The following is a 20226-nucleotide window of genomic DNA, read 5'->3' as shown; positions in this document are numbered from 1 at the left end:
CTCCGTGCGCCGGGCGAGCGTCATCGCTCGCCGCCGCAGCGGCAATTTTGAATCAGGTTTCGATTAATCGTCGGTCGCTACGGACGAATGTCCGGGCGTCAGTCGCGGGCGGGGGGCTCGGGCGGTTCCGGCGATGCGGGGAATTCGATCCGTGCGGTCCGGCCGTCCCCGCGTCGCGCCTCGATCACGCCGCGCTCCATGTCGACGACCGCAACATTGTCGCCGCGCACTGCTTTCGTCACCGGGCGCGGCGCCGCTGCGGGACGATGCTTCGCCATGGGCCGGAACCCGCCCGTCGCGCGCAGTTCGATCGCATCATCGGCGTCGCGCATCTTGACGCCCGACTTCTGCATATCGGTCACAAAGTCGCAGTCGACCCCCATCGCTTTCAGCGCGATCAGATCGTCGACCCCGATGTCGGGGAAATGCGATTTCATGTCGCGGGCAAAGGCCGCGTTGACGCCGACATGCCGCGCGCCGACCAGCTCGTCGAAATCGGCGCCGGGAATGACATCGCGCATCTGGCGGATATAGGCAGGATCGATCCCGCTCGCCTTGGCCGAGATGATGTCGTCGGCATCCATCGACCCTCCGCTCTCGCGCATCTTTTCGACATATTCGGGAGTCACGCCGACCGCGCGCATGCTCACCAATTCCTCGGCGCTCAGCGTCTTCGATGCCGCCATGGCGGTGGCCGCATCGTCGGTGGCAACGGCCTTTGCGGCAGCGGCGGACTGCGATGTCACGCTCGTCGTCTGCTTGGTCGCCGAGGCGACGACGGAGTGGACGTCCGCCGTCGCCGCAGGCCTCGCGGTTGCCGAAAAGGCTGCCAGCGGCGCAGTCACGCCCGCCAGCACCACCAGGCTCATCAAAATCCAGCTCGCGCTCGCCGGGCCGCGCTTCAGGCTGCCATCGAGGACGCGGGTGATGCGGCGCTTCAGGCTGTCCTTGCCCGGCGCGACGCCATGCGCGGCGAGCAGCGCGCCCTGATTGTCGTGCCGCGCCGCGCCGACCAGCAAAGTCGCATAATCGGGCCCGTTGATATCGGCCATGAGCACCGCATCGTCGGCGGCTTCCTCACGCAATTGGTGGCTTTCGCGCGCCAGTACCCACACCAGCGGATTGAACCAGAAGACCGCGCAGGCGACGCGCGCGCCGAGCAGTTTCGCCCAGTCGAGCCGCGCGACATGCGCCAGTTCGTGCGCGATGATCGCCTCGGCCTCGCCCGATGCGGCGACGGCCTTCGGGCTCAGCACGATCGTCGGGCGCAGCACGCCCCAGCTGATCGGCGAGCGCAGCTCGTTGCTGACCAGCAGCGCGGTGCCATGCTTGAACCCCATGCGCCGCTGCGCCTCGGCGAGCGCCGAGAGCCACGACCGTTCGACGAGGATCTCGGCGCGCCCGCGCATCGCGAACAGCCGCACCACCGCCAGCGCCATCACTCCAGATAATAGCAGGAGCGGGACAAGATAGAGAAAGGGGGCAAGGTCGCTCCCCGAAAAGACGATCGGTGTCGATCCGGCCCCATCGACCACGACAGGGACTGACGTCGCGGCGGGTGCCGGATCGATCGCCGATCCCCCCGTTGTTGCCGTTTGCACGATCGGCGCGGCGGGTTCGAGGGACCAGCTGGCGGGCAGCGGCGTCCATTGCGGCAGCAGCAGGATCGCCGCGGGCAGCGCGAGCAGCGCCATCAGCCCGGCGTGCGCGATCATCGACCGCTCGCCGGCCGAGCGCGAGCGCGCCAGCCGCAACAGCCCCAGCGTCAGCGCCGCGACGACGACGGATTTCCAGGCCAGGCCCAGCAACATGGCGGTGGTCAACATCACCCTCTCCCTTCGCGCGCTTTGGCGATCATCTGTTCAAGCTCGTCGAGTTCGCTATTGCTCATCTCGTCCTGCATGCCGAGGAGCGCCGCGGCGGCGCTCGTCGCCGATCCGTTGAAGAAGACACGCACGACTTGGCTCAGCGCCGACTTGCGCGCGGTCTTGTCCGACACGCTCGGCGCATAGACGAAACCGCGCTCGGACTGTTCGCGCGCGACAAAGCCCTTTGTCTCCAGCCGCTTCAGCATCGCCCGAATCGCCGAACCCGACAATTCGTCGGCCAGCGCCTCGCCGATTTCGGTGACGGTAGACGCACCGCGCTCATAGAGAATATCGACGATCTCGCGTTCTCGCGGGGGCAGGCTGGACAACATACGACTCACCTCATGCGCTACATTTGTAGCGTGCTACATTTGTAGCGCATGCTTGGCAAGGGGTTTTATTCGGCTAACACACGAGGACCGGATAGCGGGCTGCTTGGAGTAGGAGACGGCCATCCTCCACCTTCGCCATTCCCGCGCAAGCGGGAACCCAGTCCGGCGTCGCTGCTGGGTTCCCGCTTTCGCGGGAATGACGAAATGATGAGACGCCAAACGGCTGCAACCGGTCGTTTTCAAACCACCGTCAGACCAACCTCCCGGCCGACTCCGGTTGCATGCCGCAACCGCAGCCCTTACATATACCACTCAATCAACCGGAGATTTTCGCCATGGACCGCAACCTGACCGCAACGCAGCCCCGCCTTGCCGCCAGGAAAGTTCATGTTCATGCCCCCTCTCTCTCCGTCCATTACGATCTCCAATCTCAGTTGGTCCACGCCTGACGGCCGCGCCGTCCTTTCGGGCCTCGACTTCAATTTCCAGTCCGAACGCACCGGCATCGTCGGGCGCAACGGCGTCGGCAAATCGACGCTGCTGCGCCTGCTGACCGGCGAACTCGCGCCCGCGTCGGGCAGCATCGCGATCGACGGCACCATCGCGATGCTGCGCCAGACCGTGCAGGTCGCCGCACACGAAAGCATCGCCGACCTGTTCGGCGCGCGGGGCGCCCTCGCCCTGCTCCGCAAGGCCGAAGCGGGCGAGGCGAGCGTCGAGGAGATCGGCGACGCCGACTGGACGCTCGAAGCACGGATCGACGAGGCGCTCGCGGGCGTCGCCCTGCCGCTTCCAGCTGATACTCCGCTCGCGCAGCTATCGGGCGGCCAGCGCACCCGCGCCGCGCTCGCCGGGGCGATGTTCGCCGCGCCCGATTTCCTGCTCCTCGACGAGCCGACGAACAATCTCGACCGCGCGGGCCGCGAAGCCGTACGCGATCTGCTCGCGCGCTGGCGCGGCGGCGCGATCGTCGTTAGCCACGACCGCGAACTGCTCGAGGAAATGGACGCGATCGTCGAACTGACCGGCCTCGGAGCGGCGCGCTATGGCGGCGGCTGGAGCGCCTATCGCGAACGCAAAGCTATCGAGCAGGCGGCGATCGAGGCCGAGTTCGCGGGCACCGAAAAGCGCATCGATGCGGCGCAGCGCCAGGCACAGGCTGCAACCGAACGGCAGGACCGCCGCGACTCGCGCGGGAACCGCCAAGCAGCGCGCGGCGGCATGCCGAAAATCCTCCTCGGCGCGATGAAACGCCGTGCCGAAGAAACGCGCGCCGCGGGAAGCCGTCTCGCCGAGCGCCAACGCAGCGACGCCGAGGAACAGCTGTCATCGGTGCGCGCCAAAATCGAGATCGTCGATCCGCTATCAGTCGGCCTGCCATCAACCGGCCTGCCCACGTCGCGGACCGTGCTCACGCTTGACCAGATCACGGCTGGCCATACCGAAGGCCAGCCGGTCATCCGGGACCTATCGCTGACCATCACCGGCCCAGAGCGCGTCGCAATCACCGGCCCCAATGGTTCGGGCAAGTCGACGCTGCTCGCGCTGGTTGCCGGCACGCTCGCCCCCTGGTCGGGGCAGGTCCGCGTCGGCGTCCCCTTCGCGCTCTTCGACCAACGCGTCAGCCTGCTCGACCCCGCGCTGTCAATCGCCGGCAATTTTCTCGCACTCAATCCCGGGACGACGAACAACCAGTGCCGCGCAGCGCTCGCACGCTTCCGCTTCCGCGCCGACGCCGCCGACCGCATCGTCGGTACACTCAGCGGCGGCCAGATGCTCCGCGCCGGGCTCGCCTGCGTCCTCGGCGCGCCGCAGCCGCCACAGCTCTTGATCCTCGACGAGCCGGGCAATCATCTCGACATCGAGTCGCTAACAGCCGTCGAAACTGGTCTCGCCGCCTATGACGGCGCGCTGCTCGTCGTGAGCCACGACGCGGTCTTTCTGGATGCAATCGGGATCGGGCGAATGGTCGAATTGACCCGCCTCGCGAACGGCGAGGGTTAGCGGCCGACACCCGCGCATTTTTTGTGCCGGCGCGCCATCTTTCGGCGCACTCGCTAACCTTCTTTTAACCAGCGGCCCCCAACACCCGCATATGCCTATTTTCGGACATTTTCTTCCATCGGCGCCCGGCGCCGAAAAACGTTTCGACGCGCGCCGAAAACTCAGCCTTCTCGCCTCGGGTTTACGGCATGACGGCACGGGCCTCGAAGTCCAGATCCACAATATCTCCGGAACGGGCCTGCTGCTCGAAAGCGACATCAAACTGACGGCCGGCGACCGGATCGAGATCGAGCTTCCGCACGCCGGCGACATAACGGCAGTCGTCATCTGGGCGAGCGGACGGCTGTTCGGATGCCAGTTCGAAGGTCCGGTATCGCCTGCAACGCTGAGCGCCGTCGAACTCAAGAGCGCCATCGGCCCGGCCCCCGAACTGACGGACGTCATCGACCCGGCGCCTGAGGTCGACGAAGATCAGGCGGCACCGGTGATCGACGAAGCACCCGAGGAACCCGGGACGTTGCTGGACCTGATCGACCGCAGCCGCGAACAGATCGCGCTCGCCGCCGGCATCAGCGCCGAAAAGGTCCGGATCATCGTCGAATTCTAGGCAGCCAGTACCCGCGCCATCAGCTTTTCTTCCTTCGCAATCCACGTCGCCATGCTCGGCCGCGACAGGATCGCCTCGCTCCACGCCGCAATCTTCGGGTGCATCGCCGGATCGATACACGAACCGCAGTGACGGAAGTTCATCAGCGGCGATGCCACCGCGAGGTCGGCCAGTGTCAGCCGGTCGCCGACGAGAAACCCCGACGCCGGGATCGCGCTTTCGAGGTAGGCGAGCAGCTTGGGCAATTCCTCGCCCTCCGCCTGCGCCGCGGCCGCCAGATCGCCTTCGCGCCCGAGGAATTTCGGTGCGACGATGCGGTTGAAGAACATCTTGCCGCTGCATGCGGCAAACACCGTATCGCCAAACTCCTCCCACCAGATCACCCGGCCGCGCTCCTGCGGATCGGCGGGGATCAGCGCGGGTTCGGGGTGCTTCGCCTCGACATATTGGATGATCGCGCTCGAATCGGCGAGCAGGAAGCCGTCATCGTCCATCGCGGGCATCTTGCCAAGCGGCGAGGCGGCGCGAAACCCGGGATCGGGATCGCCGATCCCGACGCCCTTCAGCTCGAAATCGATCGCCTTTTCGCCGAGATATGCCAGCAATTTGCGCACGAACGGCGACACCACCGACCCGTAAATGATCATCGCGCTTCTCCCATTCTGTATGCCGCATCATAGGCAATGGGTTTTCCCTTGCAACCGGCCAGCGACAGGGCCGGACCGGCGCGAAATTTACTTGCTATCAGCCCTTTCGCGTGAAACATCTGAGCATGGAGGGGGGCGCTGCTACGGCAGCCATTCAGGCAGGATAAATTGATGCGCCCTTCAACCTGGGCAGATCGGCTGTTGGCGCTGCTGGTCCGCTTCGTCGGGCTGGTTATCCTGCTTGCGACCATCGTCGCGGCCAGTGCCAGCTTCCTCTATAATCAGGCCGAAGAAGCCGATCAGGCCGAACGCGTCGCGGCGCAGTTCAACATGCGGCTGCGCGACCATGTCGCGATCCTCGAAGGCGTCCGCGCGCTCTACCAGTCCGACGCCGCCGCCAGCGGCCCCGGTATCCGCGCCTATCTCGGCGCGCTCCAGCCGCAGGTCCATGCCCCGGGGATGGAGGGTATCGGCATCGCCGCCGCAATGCGTGCGGGCACGCCGGCCGCGATCGAGACGCGGCTGCACGAAAATTACGGCAGGGATATCAAGGTGTGGGGCGAGACCGACCAGCCCGTCGGCTTTCCCGTCGTCCTCATCGAACCCTATACGCCGCGCCGCCACGTCGCGCTGGGCTTCGACATGTACAGCGAACCCGTGCGGCGCGCGGCGATGCGGCGTGCCTGGCAGACCGGGCGTCCGGCCGCGAGCGGCATCGTCCAGCTCGCGCAGGAACGCGCTGCAAAGGTCAAGCAGCAGGGCTTTCTCATCTACCTCCCCGTCTACACCCGCGGGTCGGACCCCGGGGTGATAGGCAATGCGGCGACGGCGCCCGGCACCCGGCCGGTCGAGGCGTTCGTCTATGCCCCCTTTCGCATTAACGACATGATGAAGGCGGTGCTCGGGTCGCAGCTAGGCAAAATCGACGGGCTCGAGATCCGCGCCGGCGCCGGTCCCGCGGCACCGGTCGTTTTCCGCCACGGCAAGATGGGCTGGGACGCGCAGGAGCAGGTGCTGCGTATCGCCGACCGGCAATGGACGATGCATATCTCCTACGGCCGCTTCCTCGAGCGGCTGGGCCGCCCGCTCGGTATCTTCATCTTCGGTGTCGCGCTCGCGCTGCTCGCCACCCAGCTTCACCGCGTCCAGCGCCGCCGCATCAACGCGTTTCAGGCGCTCGCCGCGCAAAGGGCGCGCCATGCCGAAGATCGCGAATTGATGATCGGCGAGATGGCGCACCGGATGAAAAACGCCTTCGCCCGCATCGGTGCGCTCGCGCGCATTACGCTGCGCGAATCCGAAAGCCTTGCGGATTTCGAGACGAAGTTCGACGGGCGCATGCGCGCGCTCTCGGACGCCAAGCAGATGCTCGTCACCGGCGCGGTCGACAGCGTCGATCTGGGGCGGATCGTCCACCGCGAGCTCGAACTCGCCGGTCGCTCGCCCGAACAGCTCGCCGCGATCACCGGCCCCGACGTCCGCCTCGACGACGAGGGCGCACAGGCGCTGTCGCTCGCAGTCCACGAATTCGTCACCAACAGCATCAAATATGGTGCGCTGGCGGGCAAGGGTAACCTTGCGGTCAGCTGGCACCGCGACGGGGGCGACATCCAGCTCGACTGGGTCGAAAGCAACCTTCCCGAAACCCCGCACATCGACTGCGAAAGCTTCGGCACCCAGTTCATCCGCACGCTGATCGAACGCCAGCTCAAGGGCCGCTGGCAGCGCACGGCGGTTGACAACAGCCTCGCCATCGTCATTCGCTGGCCGGACAATGCCCCAAACGACTGACGACCGCTGGCAGATATGGATCGACCGCGGCGGCACATTCACCGATGTCGTCGCGCGCGGCCCCGACGGCGCCGTCGTCACCACCAAATATCTTTCCGAAGACCCCGCACGCCCCGGCGACGCCGCGGTCAATGCGATCCGCGACCTGACCGGCGCGGGCGCGGGCGCGCTCCCGCCGCTCGCGATCCGCATGGGCAGCACGGTCGCGACCAACGCGCTCCTCGAACGCAAGGGCGAACCGACCTTGCTCGCGATCACGCGCGGCTTCGGCGACGCGCTGACGATCGGTTATCAGGACCGCCCCGACCTCTTCGCGCGACGGCTCGACCGCATCGCTCCGCCCCACGCCGCGGTCGCCGAAATCAGCGAACGCGTCGGTCCCGGCGGCGGGGTTCTGACCCCGCTCGACGAGGAGCAGGTCCGCGCCGCGCTGCAAGCCGCGCGCGAGCGGGGCCTCACCAGCATCGCGATCGTGCTGATGCACGGCTACCGCTACCCCGCGCACGAACAGCGGCTCGCCAACATCGCCCGCGAGCTCGGCTTCACCCAGATCTCGACGAGCCACGACGTCAGCGCGCTGATCAAGCTGATCGGCCGCGGCGACACGACGCTCGCCGACGCCTATCTCTCGCCCGTCCTCCACCATTATGTCCGGCAATTCGTCGCGCAGCTCGGAGAGGGCGTCGACCCGCAGTTCATGAAAAGCTCGGGCGGCCTCGCCGCCGCATCGGCCTTCCACGGCCGCGACGCGATCCTCTCGGGTCCCGCGGGCGGCATCGTCGGCATGGTCGGCAGCGCCGCGCCCTTGGGCAAAACCCGCCTCATCGGCTTCGACATGGGCGGCACCTCGACCGACGTCAGCCACTACGCCGGCCGCCTCGAGCGCGATAACGAGACGATCGTCGCGGGCACGCGCATCCGCGCGCCGATGCTGCGCATCCATACGGTGGCGGCAGGCGGCGGTTCGATCTGCCGCTGGGACGGCGCGCGCCTGCTTGTCGGCCCCGAAAGCGCGGGCGCGAACCCCGGTCCCGCCGCCTATGGCCGTGGCGGGCCGCTCACCGTCACCGACTGCAACCTCCTGCTCGGCAAAATCCAGCCCGACCATTTCCCCAAACTCTTCGGCCCGAACGGCGACCAGCCGCTCGACCGCGATGTCGTGGTGGAGAAATTCGCCGCGATGGCCGCCGAGGTCGGAGGCATTACCCCCGAAGCCCTCGCCGAAGGTCTGCTCGCCATCGCGGTCCAGCAAATGGCGAACGCGATCAAGCGCATCACCATCGCGCGCGGCCACGACGTGACGCAAGGCTACAGCCTCGTCGGTTTCGGCGGCGCTGCGGGGCAACATGTCTGCCTCGTCGCCGACGCGCTCGGCGTCGACGAGATATTGCTCCATCCGCTCGCGGGGGTGCTCTCGGCCTTTGGCATGGGCCTCGCCAAACCATCGGCGATCCGCGAGCGCACGCTCGCGCTCATACTCGACGAGGATTGCGCCGCAACGCTCGCCGCGACCGAAATCGAGCTGTCGGATCAAGCCCGCACCGATCTCGCCCCCGATGCCGCGACGACGCGCGAAACCCTGCTCTTCGTCCGCCTCGCCGACAGCGACAACGCGATCGAACTCCCGCTCGGCCCGCCCGCCGACATGGCACAAGCCTTCGCCGCCGCGTTCCGCCAGCGCTTCGGTTACGCCCCGCACGCCAACCTCGTCGTCGACCGCATCCGCGTCGAACTGACCGAGGCGGGCGACGCGCCCGCGGCCCTGTCCTTGCCCGCGCCGACCACCGAAACCGAACCCGAAATCGTCACCGCATGGCTCGCGGGCGCCGAGCATCGGGTCCCGCTCCACCAGCGCGGCGCCCTCGCCCCCGGCCGCACCATCGTCGGCCCCGCGATCATCATCGATGCGCTTTCGACGACGATCGTCGAGCCCGGCTGGCGCGGCGAGGTCCAAAGCGAAGGCACATTGCTCCTCGCCCGTACGCGAGCGACCGGAATACAAATCGTCTCGCGCGACGGCCTGACCACCCCCGACCCGATCCGCCTCGAAATCTTCAACAGCCTGTTCATGGCGATCGCCGAGGAAATGGGCGGCGCGCTCCAGCACAGTGCCTCGTCGATCAACATCCGCGAGCGGCTCGATTTCTCCTGCGCGATCTTCGACGGCGACGGCCGCCTCGTCGCAAACGCACCGCATATGCCCGTGCATCTCGGCTCGATGGGCGAGAGCGTCCGCACCATCCTGCGCCAGCGCACACACGATGGCCGCGGCATCAGGCGCGGCGACGCCTACGCCCTCAACGCCCCCTACGACGGCGGCACCCACCTCCCCGACATCACCGTCATCATGCCGGTGTTCGTGGAAGGCGACGAACCAAGCTTCTTCGTGGCCGCGCGCGGCCACCACGCCGACCTCGGCGGCATCGCCCCCGGCTCGATGCCTCCCGACAGCAAAAGCATCGAGGACGAAGGCATTCTCTTCGACAATATGCTGATCGTCGACGACGGCCATTTCCGCGACGCGGCCGTCGCGTCGCACCTTGTCGACAGCCCTTGGCCCGCACGCAACCCCGCGCTCAACATCGCCGATCTGAAGGCGCAAGTCGCCGCCTGCCAGCGCGGGGCGAGCGCGCTCGCCGACCTCTCCGCCGCGCACGGCGCCACCACCGTCGCCGCCTATATGGCGCATGGGCAAGCGCAGGCCGAGGCGGCCGTCCGCCAGCTTGTCGCGCGCCTCGACGACGGCGCCTTCCGCTATGCGATGGACAATGGCGCCGAGGTTGCTGTCGCGGTCAAAGTCGACCGCGCGGCGCGCCACGTCACCATCGACTTCACTGGTTCGTCGGCGACGCTCCCTGACAATTTCAACGCGCCGATGCCGGTCGTCCGCGCCGCGGTCCTCTATGTCCTGCGCACGATGCTCGACGATCCGATCCCGATGAACGAGGGCTGCCTTGCCCCTGTCACGCTGATCGTTCCCGACAATTCGATGCTGTCCCCAACCTATCCCGCCGCGGTCGTCGCGGGCAATGTCGAGACGAGCCAGGTCATCACCGACGCGCTGTTCGCCGCCTTCGGCGCGATGGCCCCCGCGCAGGGGACGATGAACAACTTCACCTTCGGCAATGAAGCGCACCAATATTACGAGACGATCGCGGGCGGCTCGGGCGCGGGCCCCGGCTTCGACGGCACCAGCGTTATCCAGACGCATATGACCAACAGCCGGATGACCGACCCCGAGGTCATGGAAACGCGCTTCCCCGTGATCGTCGAGGAATTTTCGATCCGCAAAGGCTCGGGCGGTGCGGGCCAATGGCACGGCGGCGACGGCGCCACCCGCCGCATCCGCTTCCGCGAGCCGATGGCGGCGAACATCCTTGCCAACCGCCGACAGATCGCGCCCTCGGGCCTCGCGGGCGGTGCCGACGCCGCACCGGGGCGCAACTGGGTCGAACGCGCCGACGGCCGGATCGAGATGCTGGCCGCGACGGGCAGCGCAGACCTCGCCGCAGGCGACGCCTTCGTGATCGAAACGCCCGGCGGCGGTGGATACGGGAAATCAGGGGAGAGATAATTTGGCGACAGCGCGGTCTACCCCACGCGGGGATGACGGGATGAAGGGAAACCAACCATGCTCGTGCTGATCGGCATCCTGATCATCATCGCGGGCTTCCTGCTCCGCTTCAATCCGCTGCTCGTGATCATGGCCTCCGCGCTCGCGACCGGCCTCGCTGCGGGGCTCGACATCGCCGCGATCATCGCCGCCTTCGGCAAGGCGTTCAACGACACGCGTTATGTCTCGATCGTCTGGATCGTGCTCCCCGTCATCGGCCTGCTCGAAGCCTATGGGCTGCAACAACACGCCCGCACGCTGGTCGGCCGGATGAAGGGTGCGACGCTCGGCCGCCTCCTCACCTCCTATCTGCTTCTCCGCCAGGCGATGGCCGCGGTCGGCCTCACCTCGGTTGCGGGGCATCCGCAGACCGTCCGCCCGCTCGTCGCCCCGATGGCCGAGGCCGCCGCCGAGGCGAAGAACGACGCGCTCACCGACGACCAGCGCGAGGAAGTGAAAGCCTTCTCCGCCGCCACCGACAATGTCGGCCTTTTCTTCGGCGAGGATATCTTCCTCGCGATCGGCTCTATCCTGCTGATGAAGGGCCTGCTCGAGGGTTATGGCTATGTCATCGAGCCGCTGCACTTTTCGCTCTGGGCGATCCCGACCGCGATCGCCGCCTTCCTGATCCACGGACTGCGCCTCCGCCGCCTCGAAAAACGGATGATGAAACCGGAGGCGAGCGCATGATCACGCTCGGCTTCGTCTATGTCCTCGCGGGGCTCACCTTCGCGCTCTTCGCCGCGCTTGGCGTCGCCGACCGCAGCAACCCAAAGCGTTTCGGCAACGCAGCCTTCTGGGGGTTGCTCGCGCTCTCGATGCTCGGCGGGGACTGGCTCGGCGACTTGGGCAACGGCCTGCTCGTCCTCGCGCTCGTCGCGATCGCGGGCACCGGCCAGATCGGCCGTGCGCCCAGCGACGAAGTTCCCGCCGAAATTCAGGCCGAACGCGCCGAACGCCACGGCCCCTTCCTGCTCCTCGTCGCGCTGATCATCCCCGCGGTCGCGCTCGCGGGCACTTTCCTCTTCAAATGGGTGCCCGGCCTCGCCGACCCCAAGCAGGCGACGCTCATCTCGCTCGCGCTCGGCGTCCTGATCGCGCTCGCCGTCGGCATGGCCCGCCTCGAGCCCCCGCTTCTACTGCCCGCACAGCAGGGGCGCCGCTTGCTCGACGCGGTCGGCTGGGCCGCGATCCTGCCGCAGATGCTCGCCAGCCTCGGCGCGGTCTTCGCGCTCGCGGGCGTCGGCGAGGTCGTCGGCGACCTCATCGGCGCCGCGATCCCGCATGGCAGCCTGTTCGGCGCGGTGCTCGCCTACGGGCTCGGCATGGCCTTTTTTACCATGGTGATGGGCAACGCCTTCGCGGCTTTCCCGGTTATGCTCGCCGCGATCGGCATGCCCTTGCTCATCATGCAATATGAAGGCGACCCTGCGGTCGTCGCGGCGATCGGCATGCTCGCGGGCTTCTGCGGCACGCTGATGACCCCGATGGCCGCGAACTTCAACCTCGTCCCCGCCGCACTGCTAGAACTCAAAAATCCCTATGGCGTGATCAAGGCGCAGATCGGCACCGCGCTGCCCCTGCTCGCGGTGAACATCGTCTTCATCTGGCTTTTCGCGTTCTAGCGCCCACCCCGAAATCCATTCGTGTCGAGCGAAGTCGAGACACCCCGGGGAGCGCATGACCGATGGGCATCTCGACTTCGCTCGATGCGAACGGATAAGGTAAGCTCATGCACCTCACCCCCGACCACGCCACCCGCTTCGCGACCGCGACCCTGTCGCACCTCGGCCGCGAATATCCGTACAAGATGGACCTCGTCCTGAACGGCCCCGAGGACGCCAAGCCCCCGCGCGAGCATCATCCGATCTTCCACGGCAGCTTCGACTGGCACAGCTGCGTCCACGGCTGGTGGCAGATCCTCCGCCTCGCGCGCCGCTTCCCCGACCTTCCCGTCGCCGCCGATATCCGCGCCCGCGCCGATGCGATGCTCGTCCCAGACAAGGTCGCGGGCGAGCTCGCTTTCCTAAGCCGCCCGATGTCGGCGGGCTTCGAGCGCCCCTATGGCTGGGCCTGGCTCCTCGCGCTCCACGCCGAGGCCGAGCGACACGATGCCCCATGGGCCGCAGCGCTCGCCCCCCTCGCCGCCGCCTTTGCCACGCGCTTCCACGCCTTCCTGCCCAAGCTCACCTACCCCTTACGCGTCGGCACCCATTTCAACATCGCCTTCGCACTGCTCCTCGCGCGCCACTGGGCCGAAACCCGCGACCCAGTTCTCGTCACCCTCATCGACACTCGCACCCGCGACTGGTTCACCGGCGACCGCGACTGTCCGGCATGGGAGCCGGGGGGCGACGAATTCCTCTCCTCGGCGCTCACCGAGGCGCATCTGATGGCGGTCGTCCTCGGCGGCGATTTCATCGGTTGGTTCGACGCCTTCCTGCCACGCGCGGCGCACGAACAGCCCGCGACGCTCTTCACCCCCGCCACCGTCTCCGACCGTAGCGACGGCAAGATCGCGCACCTCGACGGGCTCAACCTCAGCCGCGCATGGAGCTGGCGCGCGCTCGCCGCCGCACTCGGCCCGGCCCACCCTGTCGCGCCCGTCGCCGAAGCCGCGGCGCAGCGCCATCTCGCGGCCGCGCTCCCGCACGTCACCGGCGACTATATGGGCGAACATTGGCTCGCGAGCTTCGCGCTCCTTGCCCTCGACGGCCTTTAGGCCGTCGTTCCGGAAGGAAGCGAACGGCCTCGCCGATTGACAAGCCCCGCCCTCGCGGCGAGAGACGGCGCAAGGGGGAGAAGCCTGAGGTGAACGGAAAGATGCTGCGTCCCACATCGTTCGACGTCGCCGAGCGCGCCGGCGTGTCGCAATCGACCGTTTCGCGTGCGCTCCGCAACAGCCCCGGCGTCAACGCCGAAACGCGCGCGCGCGTCTCCGCCGCGGCGCGTGAGCTCGGCTATGTCGTCGACCGCCACGCCTCGTCGCTCCGCCTCAAGAGCAGCGAGACGATCGCGCTCGTCACCATCTGCCGCCCCGGCGAGGATCGCAGCGCGATCAACCCCTTCTATTTCGCGCTGCTCGGCAGCATCGCCGCCGCGACCTCGGCGCGCGGGTTCAACCTGCTCGTCTCGTTCCAGGAAAATCCCGACAATTTCCGCGCCGACTTCGTCGCATCGGGCCTCGCCGACGCGATGATCGTGATCGGGACGACCAGCAACCGCCCGGCGTGGGACTATTTCGCACAGGCGCAAGCGTCGGGGCTCGACTTCGTCTGCTGGGGCAGCCCCGGCAGCCCGTTCCACTGGATGCGCAGCGAGAATGACATCGGCGGCCAGCTTGCGGCCGAACATTTCATCAAGACCGGCCGCCGCCACATCGCCTTCGTCGGGCCGCAACAGTCGCCGCAGCGCCAGTTCGACGAGCGCCGCGACGGCTTTTCCGCCGCGCTCGCGGCGCACGGCCTGACCGCGATCGTCGCCGAGCCGCCCGCCGCCGCCGACCGCCACGCGCAGGGCGTCGCCGCCGTGCAGGCGCTGCTCGAGGCGCACCCCGACACCGATGCGATCTTCGCCGCCTCGGACATGCTCGCGCTCGGCGTGCTGCAGGGGCTGAAGGACGCCGGCCGCCGCGTGCCCGAGGATGTCGCGCTGATCGGTTTCGACGGCATCCGCGCCGGCACCCTCGCCGACCCCGCGCTCACGACGCTCGAGCCCGACCTCGACGCCGCGGGCGAAGCGCTCGTCGCGATGGCGCTCGAGGATGACGAACGTACGCGCAGCGGCACCCGCATCCCCGTCCATCTCGTGGTGCGCGGGACCGCCTGACGCCCGGCTCCTTGGCGCGTTACCGTGACTTAACTCCCCGAAAAGTAACGGCTCGTTATCTATGCACTGCTACCATGGGGGTGGGGGCAGAAAGCGGTAGTGTGAACGGACAATTTTTCATTTCGCTGCTCAATCCGGGCATCGGCCTGTTGTTCGCGATCGCCTTTTTCCTGCTCTGGCTGAACCGCCGCGAACGCTATGTCGCCTATGCGGCGGGCGCCTATACCGCGTCGGCGATCGCCTTCCTGATCCAGGACGTCGGCCCGGTGCTGCCGATGGAATTGCAGCGGCTACCCGCCAATCTCGGTTTCCTCGCCACCGGCGTCCTGTTCGCCGCCGCGATCATCAAGCGCTACAATCTGCCAATCCCCTGGCGCGCGATGGCGGTGACGACCGCGATCTCAATCTCCGTCTTCACCTGGTTCCTGCTCATCCAGCCGGACATCGCAGCGCGCATCCTGTCGATCAGCATCGGCGCGGGCCTCATCGCCGCGATGATCGTCAAGTCGCTCTGGCCGATCGAAAAGCCTTACCTCATCGACCGCGCGCTGTTCTGGGTCGCCGCGATCTCCGCGCTCAACCTCATCATCCGCCCCATCGTGCTGCTCTCGCTCGTCGGCGGCTTCGACAATTATGTCGGCTTCCAGCAGTCCGTCTACTGGACCACCGTCCAGTTCAGCCAGGCGATGGTGTCGATCGTCGCGGCGATTAGCCTGATGGTCGCGGTCGCGATCGACCAGATCGCCGAGCTCCGCCGCGAGGCCGACGACGACAATCTGTCAGGCCTGCTCAACCGCCGCGGGTTCGAGGCGCAAGCGGGCGCGGCGCTCCGCCGCTGCATCGACGAGCACGCCCCCGTCGCGCTGATGATCGCCGACCTCGACCATTTCAAGCGCGTCAACGACAATCACGGCCACGCGGTCGGCGACGCGATCATCGCCGCGTTCGGCGCCCATGTTCGCGCCATCGGTCCCGCAAACATGATCGCGGGGCGCATCGGCGGCGAGGAGTTCGCGCTGCTCGTCCCCGGCGCAAGCATCGAGGCGGCGCGCCAGCTCGCCGAGGCGGTCCGCACCGGGCTGCAGGCCGCGTGCGCCGACCGCATCCCGGAAAAGCTCTGCCCGACGACCAGCATCGGCCTCGCGATCGGCGCTCCCGGCACGACGCTCTCGGCGCTGATGCAGGAGGCCGATCAGGCGCTCTACGAAGCCAAGCGCACCGGCCGCAACCGCGTCCGTACCTTCACCCCCAAGCCGGTGCGCCTCGCCGCGGGCGGCAGCTGAGCCGTCTCGCGCTATTTCCGGGGCTTCACCGCCGCCAGCTTCACCAGCGTCACCATGATACCAGCCGCCCGCATGCGCATAACACCCCCTTTTATCGACGAATGAGCGCGTTGGTGACAGTTGATGGACGGGCAAGAAAGAGCGCCCAGCGCTTCGGAAAAATCCGGTGCGGAAGCCCTCCGGGAACCCTCGCCTTGGTAAAACGTAGGTCCCCTATCCAAGTAGGGACGGAGATTTATCGGTGAATATTCTGCATGTTACTTTGCTGGCTGCGACCGGGATCGCGCTCGCGGGCTGCGACGTCAGCGAGACGCCGTCGACCCCGGACACGGCGGGCGCGCCCGAGGCGGGCGTCACGCGCGAAGCGGTGACCGCGGCGCAGGACGAAGCCCCCGTCGCGCGCATGCCCGCGCAGGTCGCGATCCAGAGCCAGCCGGGGCCTGACGGATCGCAGGTCGACCTGATGAAGGTTGCGGTCACCGGCGACATATTGACCGTGACGCTGCGCTGCTCGAGCGACGAGAAGATCAACAGCGAGTCGTTCGACGTGCAAAAGATCAGCGTGATCGACGATGCCACGTCGCAGCGGCTGGGCGTGCTCAAGGACAATGCCGGCGAGTGGATGGCGTCGAACGTCAGCGGAACCAGCCTGAACACCGACTGCGAGATCAAGCCCGGCGTGATCTGGGCCAAATTCCCCGCGCCACCCGCGACCAGCAAGACCGTGTCGATCAACCTCCCAAAAGTCGGCCCGTTCGACGGGATACCGGTCACGCGATGATGCGGCTTGCCTCGCTGTCCATCGGCGCCGCGCTGCTCGCCGCTTGTTCTCCGGGCGGCGGCAGCGATGCCCCTGCCGGCGATGCGGCCACGGGAGCGGGGACGACATCCGCCCCCGTCGCAGCCGCAGCCGACGCACAACCCACCACCGGGGGCGGACCGGGAAGCGCGATGACGGGAACGGTCAGCGACCTGAAAGGCGACGTCAGCGGGCTGAACATTCGCGTCACCGCCACCGCCACGATCGTCGACCTGCCCGCCGACGCGCTGTTCGAATTCGACAAGGCCGACCTGACTCCCGGTGCGGAAGCCGAGTTACAAAAGGCGGCCGAACTGATCCGCAAGGCGCCGCCGGGCGCCATCGAAGTGATCGGCCATAGCGACGCCAAGGGCGACGACGCCTATAACCAGAACCTGTCCGAAAAGCGGGCGCGTACGGTCGCCGACTGGTTCGCGGGCCAGGTCGGCGTGCGCCAGCGCACGTTCCGTGTGTCGGGCAAGGGCGAAACCGAGCCGATCGCGCCGAATCAAACCGCCGACGGGAAGGATGACGCCGCCGGCCGCGCCCGGAATCGCCGCGTCGAAGTGATCCTGCCGCGATAGCGGTCCCCACCCCCTTGCAATTCCCCACCCTCGGCGTAAGGCGGCGCCAACATAAACCCGCGCGTGCGACTCCCGTTGGCCCCGCTCTCCCGCTTCGCCACCGGACAGTCATTCCCCGCCGCGCCAACATGGGGACTGCAATCCTATGACGACCACGGGCAACGACACGCTGGGCACCCGCTCGACGCTGAGCGTCGGCGGCAAGAATTACGCCTACTATTCTTTCGACAAGGCTGCGGCCAAGCTCGGCGACGTTTCGCGCCTGCCCTTCTCGATGAAGGTGCTGCTCGAAAACCTGCTGCGCTTCGAGGATGGCGGCTTCACCGTGTCGACCGACGATGTTCAGGCGATTGTCGACTGGCAGAAGGACCCGCATTCGAACCGCGAGATCCAGTATCGCCCCGCGCGCGTGCTGCTCCAGGATTTCACCGGCGTTCCGTGCGTCGTCGACCTCGCCGCGATGCGCGACGCGATCGCGACGCTCGGCGGCGACACGACGAAGATCAACCCGCTCGTCCCCGTCCACCTCGTCATCGACCACAGTGTCATGGTCGACGAATTCGGCCACCCCAAGGCGTTCGAGCAGAATGTCGAAATCGAATATTATCGCAACGGCGAACGCTACGACTTCCTGAAATGGGGATCGAAGAGCCTGTCGAACTTCAAGGCGGTGCCCCCGGGCACCGGCATCTGCCACCAGGTCAACCTCGAACATATCGCGCAGGCGGTGTGGTCGAGCGAGGATGCGTCGGGTGAAACCGTCGCCTATCCCGACACCTGCGTCGGCACCGACAGCCACACGACGATGATCAACGGGCTCGGCGTGCTCGGCTGGGGCGTCGGCGGGATCGAGGCCGAGGCCGCGATGCTCGGCCAGCCCGTGTCGATGCTCATCCCCGAAGTCGTCGGCTTCAAATTCACCGGCGCGCTGAAGGAAGGCGTCACCGCGACCGACCTCGTGCTCACCGCGACGCAGATGCTGCGCGCCAAGGGCGTCGTCGGCCGCTTCGTCGAATATTTCGGCCCCGGCCTCGCCTCGCTCAGCCTCGCCGACCGCGCGACGCTCGCCAATATGGCGCCCGAATATGGCGCGACCTGCGGCTTCTTCGGCGTCGACGACAAGACGCTCGATTATATGCGCCTGACCGGCCGCAGCGACGAGAATATCGCGCTGGTCGAAGCCTATGCGAAGGCGCAGGGCCTGTGGATCGTCGAGGGTGCCGCGGACCCGATCTTCACCGACACGCTCGAACTCGACCTCGGCACCGTCGTGCCGTCGCTCGCGGGGCCGAAGCGTCCGCAGGACCGCGTCTCGCTCCCCGACGTCGACGATGTGTTCAACGCCGACATGGCGAACACCTATAAAAAGGCGCAGACGCGCGTTCCGGTCGAGGGCAAGGATTTCGACATCGGCGACGGCGACGTCACCATCGCCGCGATCACCAGCTGCACCAACACCTCGAACCCCGGCGTGCTCGTCGCCGCGGGTCTCGTCGCGAAGAAAGCCGACGCGCTGGGGCTGAAACCCAAGCCGTGGGTCAAGACCTCGCTCGCCCCGGGGTCGCAGGTCGTCACCGACTATCTGGAAAAGGCCGGGCTGCAGAAGCATCTCGACAATATCGGCTTCAACCTCGTCGGCTATGGCTGCACGACGTGCATCGGCAACTCGGGCCCGCTCGCCGAGCCGATTTCGAAGGCGATCAACGAAAATGGCCTCGTCGCCGCGGCGGTGATCTCGGGCAACCGCAACTTCGAAGGCCGCGTGTCACCCGACGTGCGCGCGAACTTCCTCGCCTCGCCGCCGCTCGTCGTCGCTTATGCGCTGAAGGGCACGGTGATCGAGGATTTCACCACCACCCCGATCGGGCAGGACCAGCAGGGCAAGGACGTCTTCCTCGCCGACATCTGGCCGACTAATCTCGAAGTCGCCGATGCCGTGGCGGGCGCGGTCGACCGCGACATGTTCGTCGCGCGCTACGCGCATGTCTACAAGGGCGACGAGCATTGGCAGAAGATCGAGGTCGAAGGCTCGGACACCTACCAGTGGCGCGCCGGCTCGACCTATGTCGCGAACCCGCCGTACTTCGAGGGCATGACGATGACCCCGGCGCCGGTGTCGGATATCATCGACGCGAAGCCGCTCGCGATCCTCGGCGATTCGATCACCACCGACCACATCTCGCCCGCGGGTTCGATCAAGGCCGACAGCCCGGCCGGAAAATGGCTGATGGAACATCAGGTTAGCAAGGCCGACTTCAACAGCTACGGCGCCCGCCGCGGCCACCACGACGTGATGATGCGCGGCACTTTCGCCAACATCCGCATCAAGAATGAAATGGTCCCCGGCATCGAGGGCGGCATGTCGCGCTATGGCGCCGAAGTCATGCCGATCTATGACGCCGCGATGCGCCACAAGGCCGACGGCACCCCGCTCGTCGTGATCGCGGGCAAGGAATATGGCACCGGCTCGTCGCGCGACTGGGCGGCGAAGGGCACGAACCTGCTCGGCGTCCGCACCGTCATCGTCGAAAGCTTCGAGCGCATCCACCGCTCGAACCTCGTCGGCATGGGCGTGCTGCCGCTGCAGTTCCTCGAAGGGCAGAGCCGCGAAACGCTGGGCCTGACCGGCGACGACCAGTTCACCATCACCGGCGTCGCCGACCTCAAACCGCGCCAGACGGTGACGGTGAATGTCACCCGCGCCGACGGCTCGACCTTCAGCTTCGACACGCTCTGCCGCATCGACACGGCGAACGAGGTCGAATATTATATGAACGGCGGCATCCTGCATTATGTGCTGCGCAAGCTTGCCGCCTGACGTCGCACACAGCTGATGCTAAAAGCGCCCGCCCCCTCACCGGGGGCGGGCG

Annotated in this window: 15 protein-coding genes; 12 read left to right on the top strand and 3 right to left on the bottom strand. The window is 67.2% G+C overall.

Annotated features, from left to right (window positions below):
- Positions 1-98: 98 nt before the first annotated feature.
- Both FG91_RS15780 and FG91_RS15775 read right to left on the bottom strand, forming a co-directional pair.
- Positions 99-1826 (bottom strand): M56 family metallopeptidase, encoded by a 1728-nt coding sequence (locus FG91_RS15780; RefSeq protein ID WP_037516672.1) that lies wholly within the window; start codon positions 1824-1826, stop codon positions 99-101.
- The gene (locus FG91_RS15775) at positions 1826-2200 is read right to left on the bottom strand and encodes a BlaI/MecI/CopY family transcriptional regulator (protein WP_037516670.1); all 375 of its coding nucleotides are present in this window, start codon (positions 2198-2200) and stop codon (positions 1826-1828) included. Before FG91_RS15775 ends, FG91_RS15780 begins: the two co-directional genes overlap by 1 nt.
- A 387-nt stretch (positions 2201-2587) precedes the next feature.
- Between FG91_RS15775 and FG91_RS15770 the strand changes: the two genes are divergently transcribed.
- Entirely contained in the window at positions 2588-4204 is a 1617-nt protein-coding gene (locus FG91_RS15770; protein WP_200878476.1) for an ABC-F family ATP-binding cassette domain-containing protein, read from the top strand.
- 91 nt (positions 4205-4295) lie between these two features.
- Positions 4296-4811 (top strand): PilZ domain-containing protein, encoded by a 516-nt coding sequence (locus tag FG91_RS21095; RefSeq protein WP_052187739.1) that lies wholly within the window; start codon positions 4296-4298, stop codon positions 4809-4811.
- Here the strand turns inward: FG91_RS21095 and FG91_RS15760 are convergent.
- Positions 4808-5458, bottom strand: a complete 651-nt coding sequence (locus FG91_RS15760) for a glutathione S-transferase family protein (protein ID WP_037516666.1) — start codon at positions 5456-5458, stop codon at positions 4808-4810. The genes FG91_RS21095 and FG91_RS15760 overlap by 4 nt on opposite strands.
- A 171-nt stretch (positions 5459-5629) precedes the next feature.
- Between FG91_RS15760 and FG91_RS15755 the strand changes: the two genes are divergently transcribed.
- The 10 genes from FG91_RS15755 (at position 5630) to acnA (ending at position 20174) form a co-directional block, all read left to right on the top strand.
- Positions 5630-7249 (top strand): CHASE domain-containing protein, encoded by a 1620-nt coding sequence (locus tag FG91_RS15755; RefSeq protein ID WP_037516664.1) that lies wholly within the window; start codon positions 5630-5632, stop codon positions 7247-7249.
- Positions 7233-10823, top strand: coding sequence for a hydantoinase B/oxoprolinase family protein (locus tag FG91_RS15750; RefSeq protein WP_037516663.1), 3591 nt, complete (start codon positions 7233-7235; stop codon positions 10821-10823). The genes FG91_RS15755 and FG91_RS15750 overlap by 17 nt, the downstream gene beginning before the upstream one ends.
- Positions 10824-10880: 57 nt before the next feature.
- The gene (locus FG91_RS15745) at positions 10881-11552 is read left to right on the top strand and encodes a DUF969 domain-containing protein (RefSeq protein ID WP_037516661.1); all 672 of its coding nucleotides are present in this window, start codon (positions 10881-10883) and stop codon (positions 11550-11552) included.
- Positions 11549-12487 carry a DUF979 domain-containing protein gene (locus FG91_RS15740; protein ID WP_037516660.1) on the top strand — a complete coding sequence of 313 codons (939 nt, stop codon included), beginning with the start codon at positions 11549-11551 and terminating at the stop codon, positions 12485-12487. Before FG91_RS15745 ends, FG91_RS15740 begins: the two co-directional genes overlap by 4 nt.
- A gap of 107 nt (positions 12488-12594) precedes the next feature.
- Entirely contained in the window at positions 12595-13584 is a 990-nt protein-coding gene (locus tag FG91_RS15735; RefSeq protein ID WP_037516658.1) for a DUF2891 domain-containing protein, read from the top strand.
- A gap of 101 nt (positions 13585-13685) precedes the next feature.
- A complete protein-coding gene (locus FG91_RS15730) occupies positions 13686-14690 on the top strand; it encodes a LacI family DNA-binding transcriptional regulator (RefSeq protein ID WP_037516656.1) in 1005 nt (334 codons plus the stop codon).
- A 101-nt stretch (positions 14691-14791) separates the two neighbouring features.
- Positions 14792-15973: a GGDEF domain-containing protein gene (locus FG91_RS15725; RefSeq protein ID WP_052187737.1), complete on the top strand. Its 1182-nt coding sequence runs from the start codon at positions 14792-14794 to the stop codon at positions 15971-15973.
- A gap of 241 nt (positions 15974-16214) precedes the next feature.
- Positions 16215-16754: a hypothetical protein gene (locus FG91_RS15720; RefSeq protein ID WP_152568136.1), complete on the top strand. Its 540-nt coding sequence runs from the start codon at positions 16215-16217 to the stop codon at positions 16752-16754.
- The gene (locus FG91_RS15715; protein ID WP_081940635.1) at positions 16751-17356 is read left to right on the top strand and encodes an OmpA family protein; all 606 of its coding nucleotides are present in this window, start codon (positions 16751-16753) and stop codon (positions 17354-17356) included. The genes FG91_RS15720 and FG91_RS15715 overlap by 4 nt, the downstream gene beginning before the upstream one ends.
- A gap of 145 nt (positions 17357-17501) precedes the next feature.
- The gene (gene acnA, locus FG91_RS15710) at positions 17502-20174 is read left to right on the top strand and encodes an aconitate hydratase AcnA (protein ID WP_037516651.1); all 2673 of its coding nucleotides are present in this window, start codon (positions 17502-17504) and stop codon (positions 20172-20174) included.
- The last annotated feature ends 52 nt before the right edge of the window (positions 20175-20226 follow it).

Origin of the sequence: Sphingopyxis sp. LC81 (assembly GCF_000756375.1) — a bacterium.
Classification (GTDB): Bacteria; Pseudomonadota; Alphaproteobacteria; order Sphingomonadales; family Sphingomonadaceae; genus Sphingopyxis.
This window is presented reverse-complemented; position numbering and strand designations above follow the sequence as displayed.

What these genes read in the sequence shown, in the direction of transcription:
- FG91_RS15780 (WP_037516672.1), bottom strand. Translation starts at nt 1,826, where the DNA reads ATGTTGACCACCGCCATGTTGCTGGGCCTGGCCTGGAAATCCGTCGTC.
- FG91_RS15775 (WP_037516670.1), bottom strand. Translation starts at nt 2,200, where the DNA reads ATGTTGTCCAGCCTGCCCCCGCGAGAACGCGAGATCGTCGATATTCTC.
- FG91_RS15770 (WP_200878476.1), top strand. Translation starts at nt 2,588, where the DNA reads ATGTTCATGCCCCCTCTCTCTCCGTCCATTACGATCTCCAATCTCAGT.
- FG91_RS21095 (WP_052187739.1), top strand. Translation starts at nt 4,296, where the DNA reads ATGCCTATTTTCGGACATTTTCTTCCATCGGCGCCCGGCGCCGAAAAA.
- FG91_RS15760 (WP_037516666.1), bottom strand. Translation starts at nt 5,458, where the DNA reads ATGATCATTTACGGGTCGGTGGTGTCGCCGTTCGTGCGCAAATTGCTG.
- FG91_RS15755 (WP_037516664.1), top strand. Translation starts at nt 5,630, where the DNA reads ATGCGCCCTTCAACCTGGGCAGATCGGCTGTTGGCGCTGCTGGTCCGC.
- FG91_RS15750 (WP_037516663.1), top strand. Translation starts at nt 7,233, where the DNA reads ATGCCCCAAACGACTGACGACCGCTGGCAGATATGGATCGACCGCGGC.
- FG91_RS15745 (WP_037516661.1), top strand. Translation starts at nt 10,881, where the DNA reads ATGCTCGTGCTGATCGGCATCCTGATCATCATCGCGGGCTTCCTGCTC.
- FG91_RS15740 (WP_037516660.1), top strand. Translation starts at nt 11,549, where the DNA reads ATGATCACGCTCGGCTTCGTCTATGTCCTCGCGGGGCTCACCTTCGCG.
- FG91_RS15735 (WP_037516658.1), top strand. Translation starts at nt 12,595, where the DNA reads ATGCACCTCACCCCCGACCACGCCACCCGCTTCGCGACCGCGACCCTG.
- FG91_RS15730 (WP_037516656.1), top strand. Translation starts at nt 13,686, where the DNA reads ATGCTGCGTCCCACATCGTTCGACGTCGCCGAGCGCGCCGGCGTGTCG.
- FG91_RS15715 (WP_081940635.1), top strand. Translation starts at nt 16,751, where the DNA reads ATGATGCGGCTTGCCTCGCTGTCCATCGGCGCCGCGCTGCTCGCCGCT.
- acnA (WP_037516651.1), top strand. Translation starts at nt 17,502, where the DNA reads ATGACGACCACGGGCAACGACACGCTGGGCACCCGCTCGACGCTGAGC.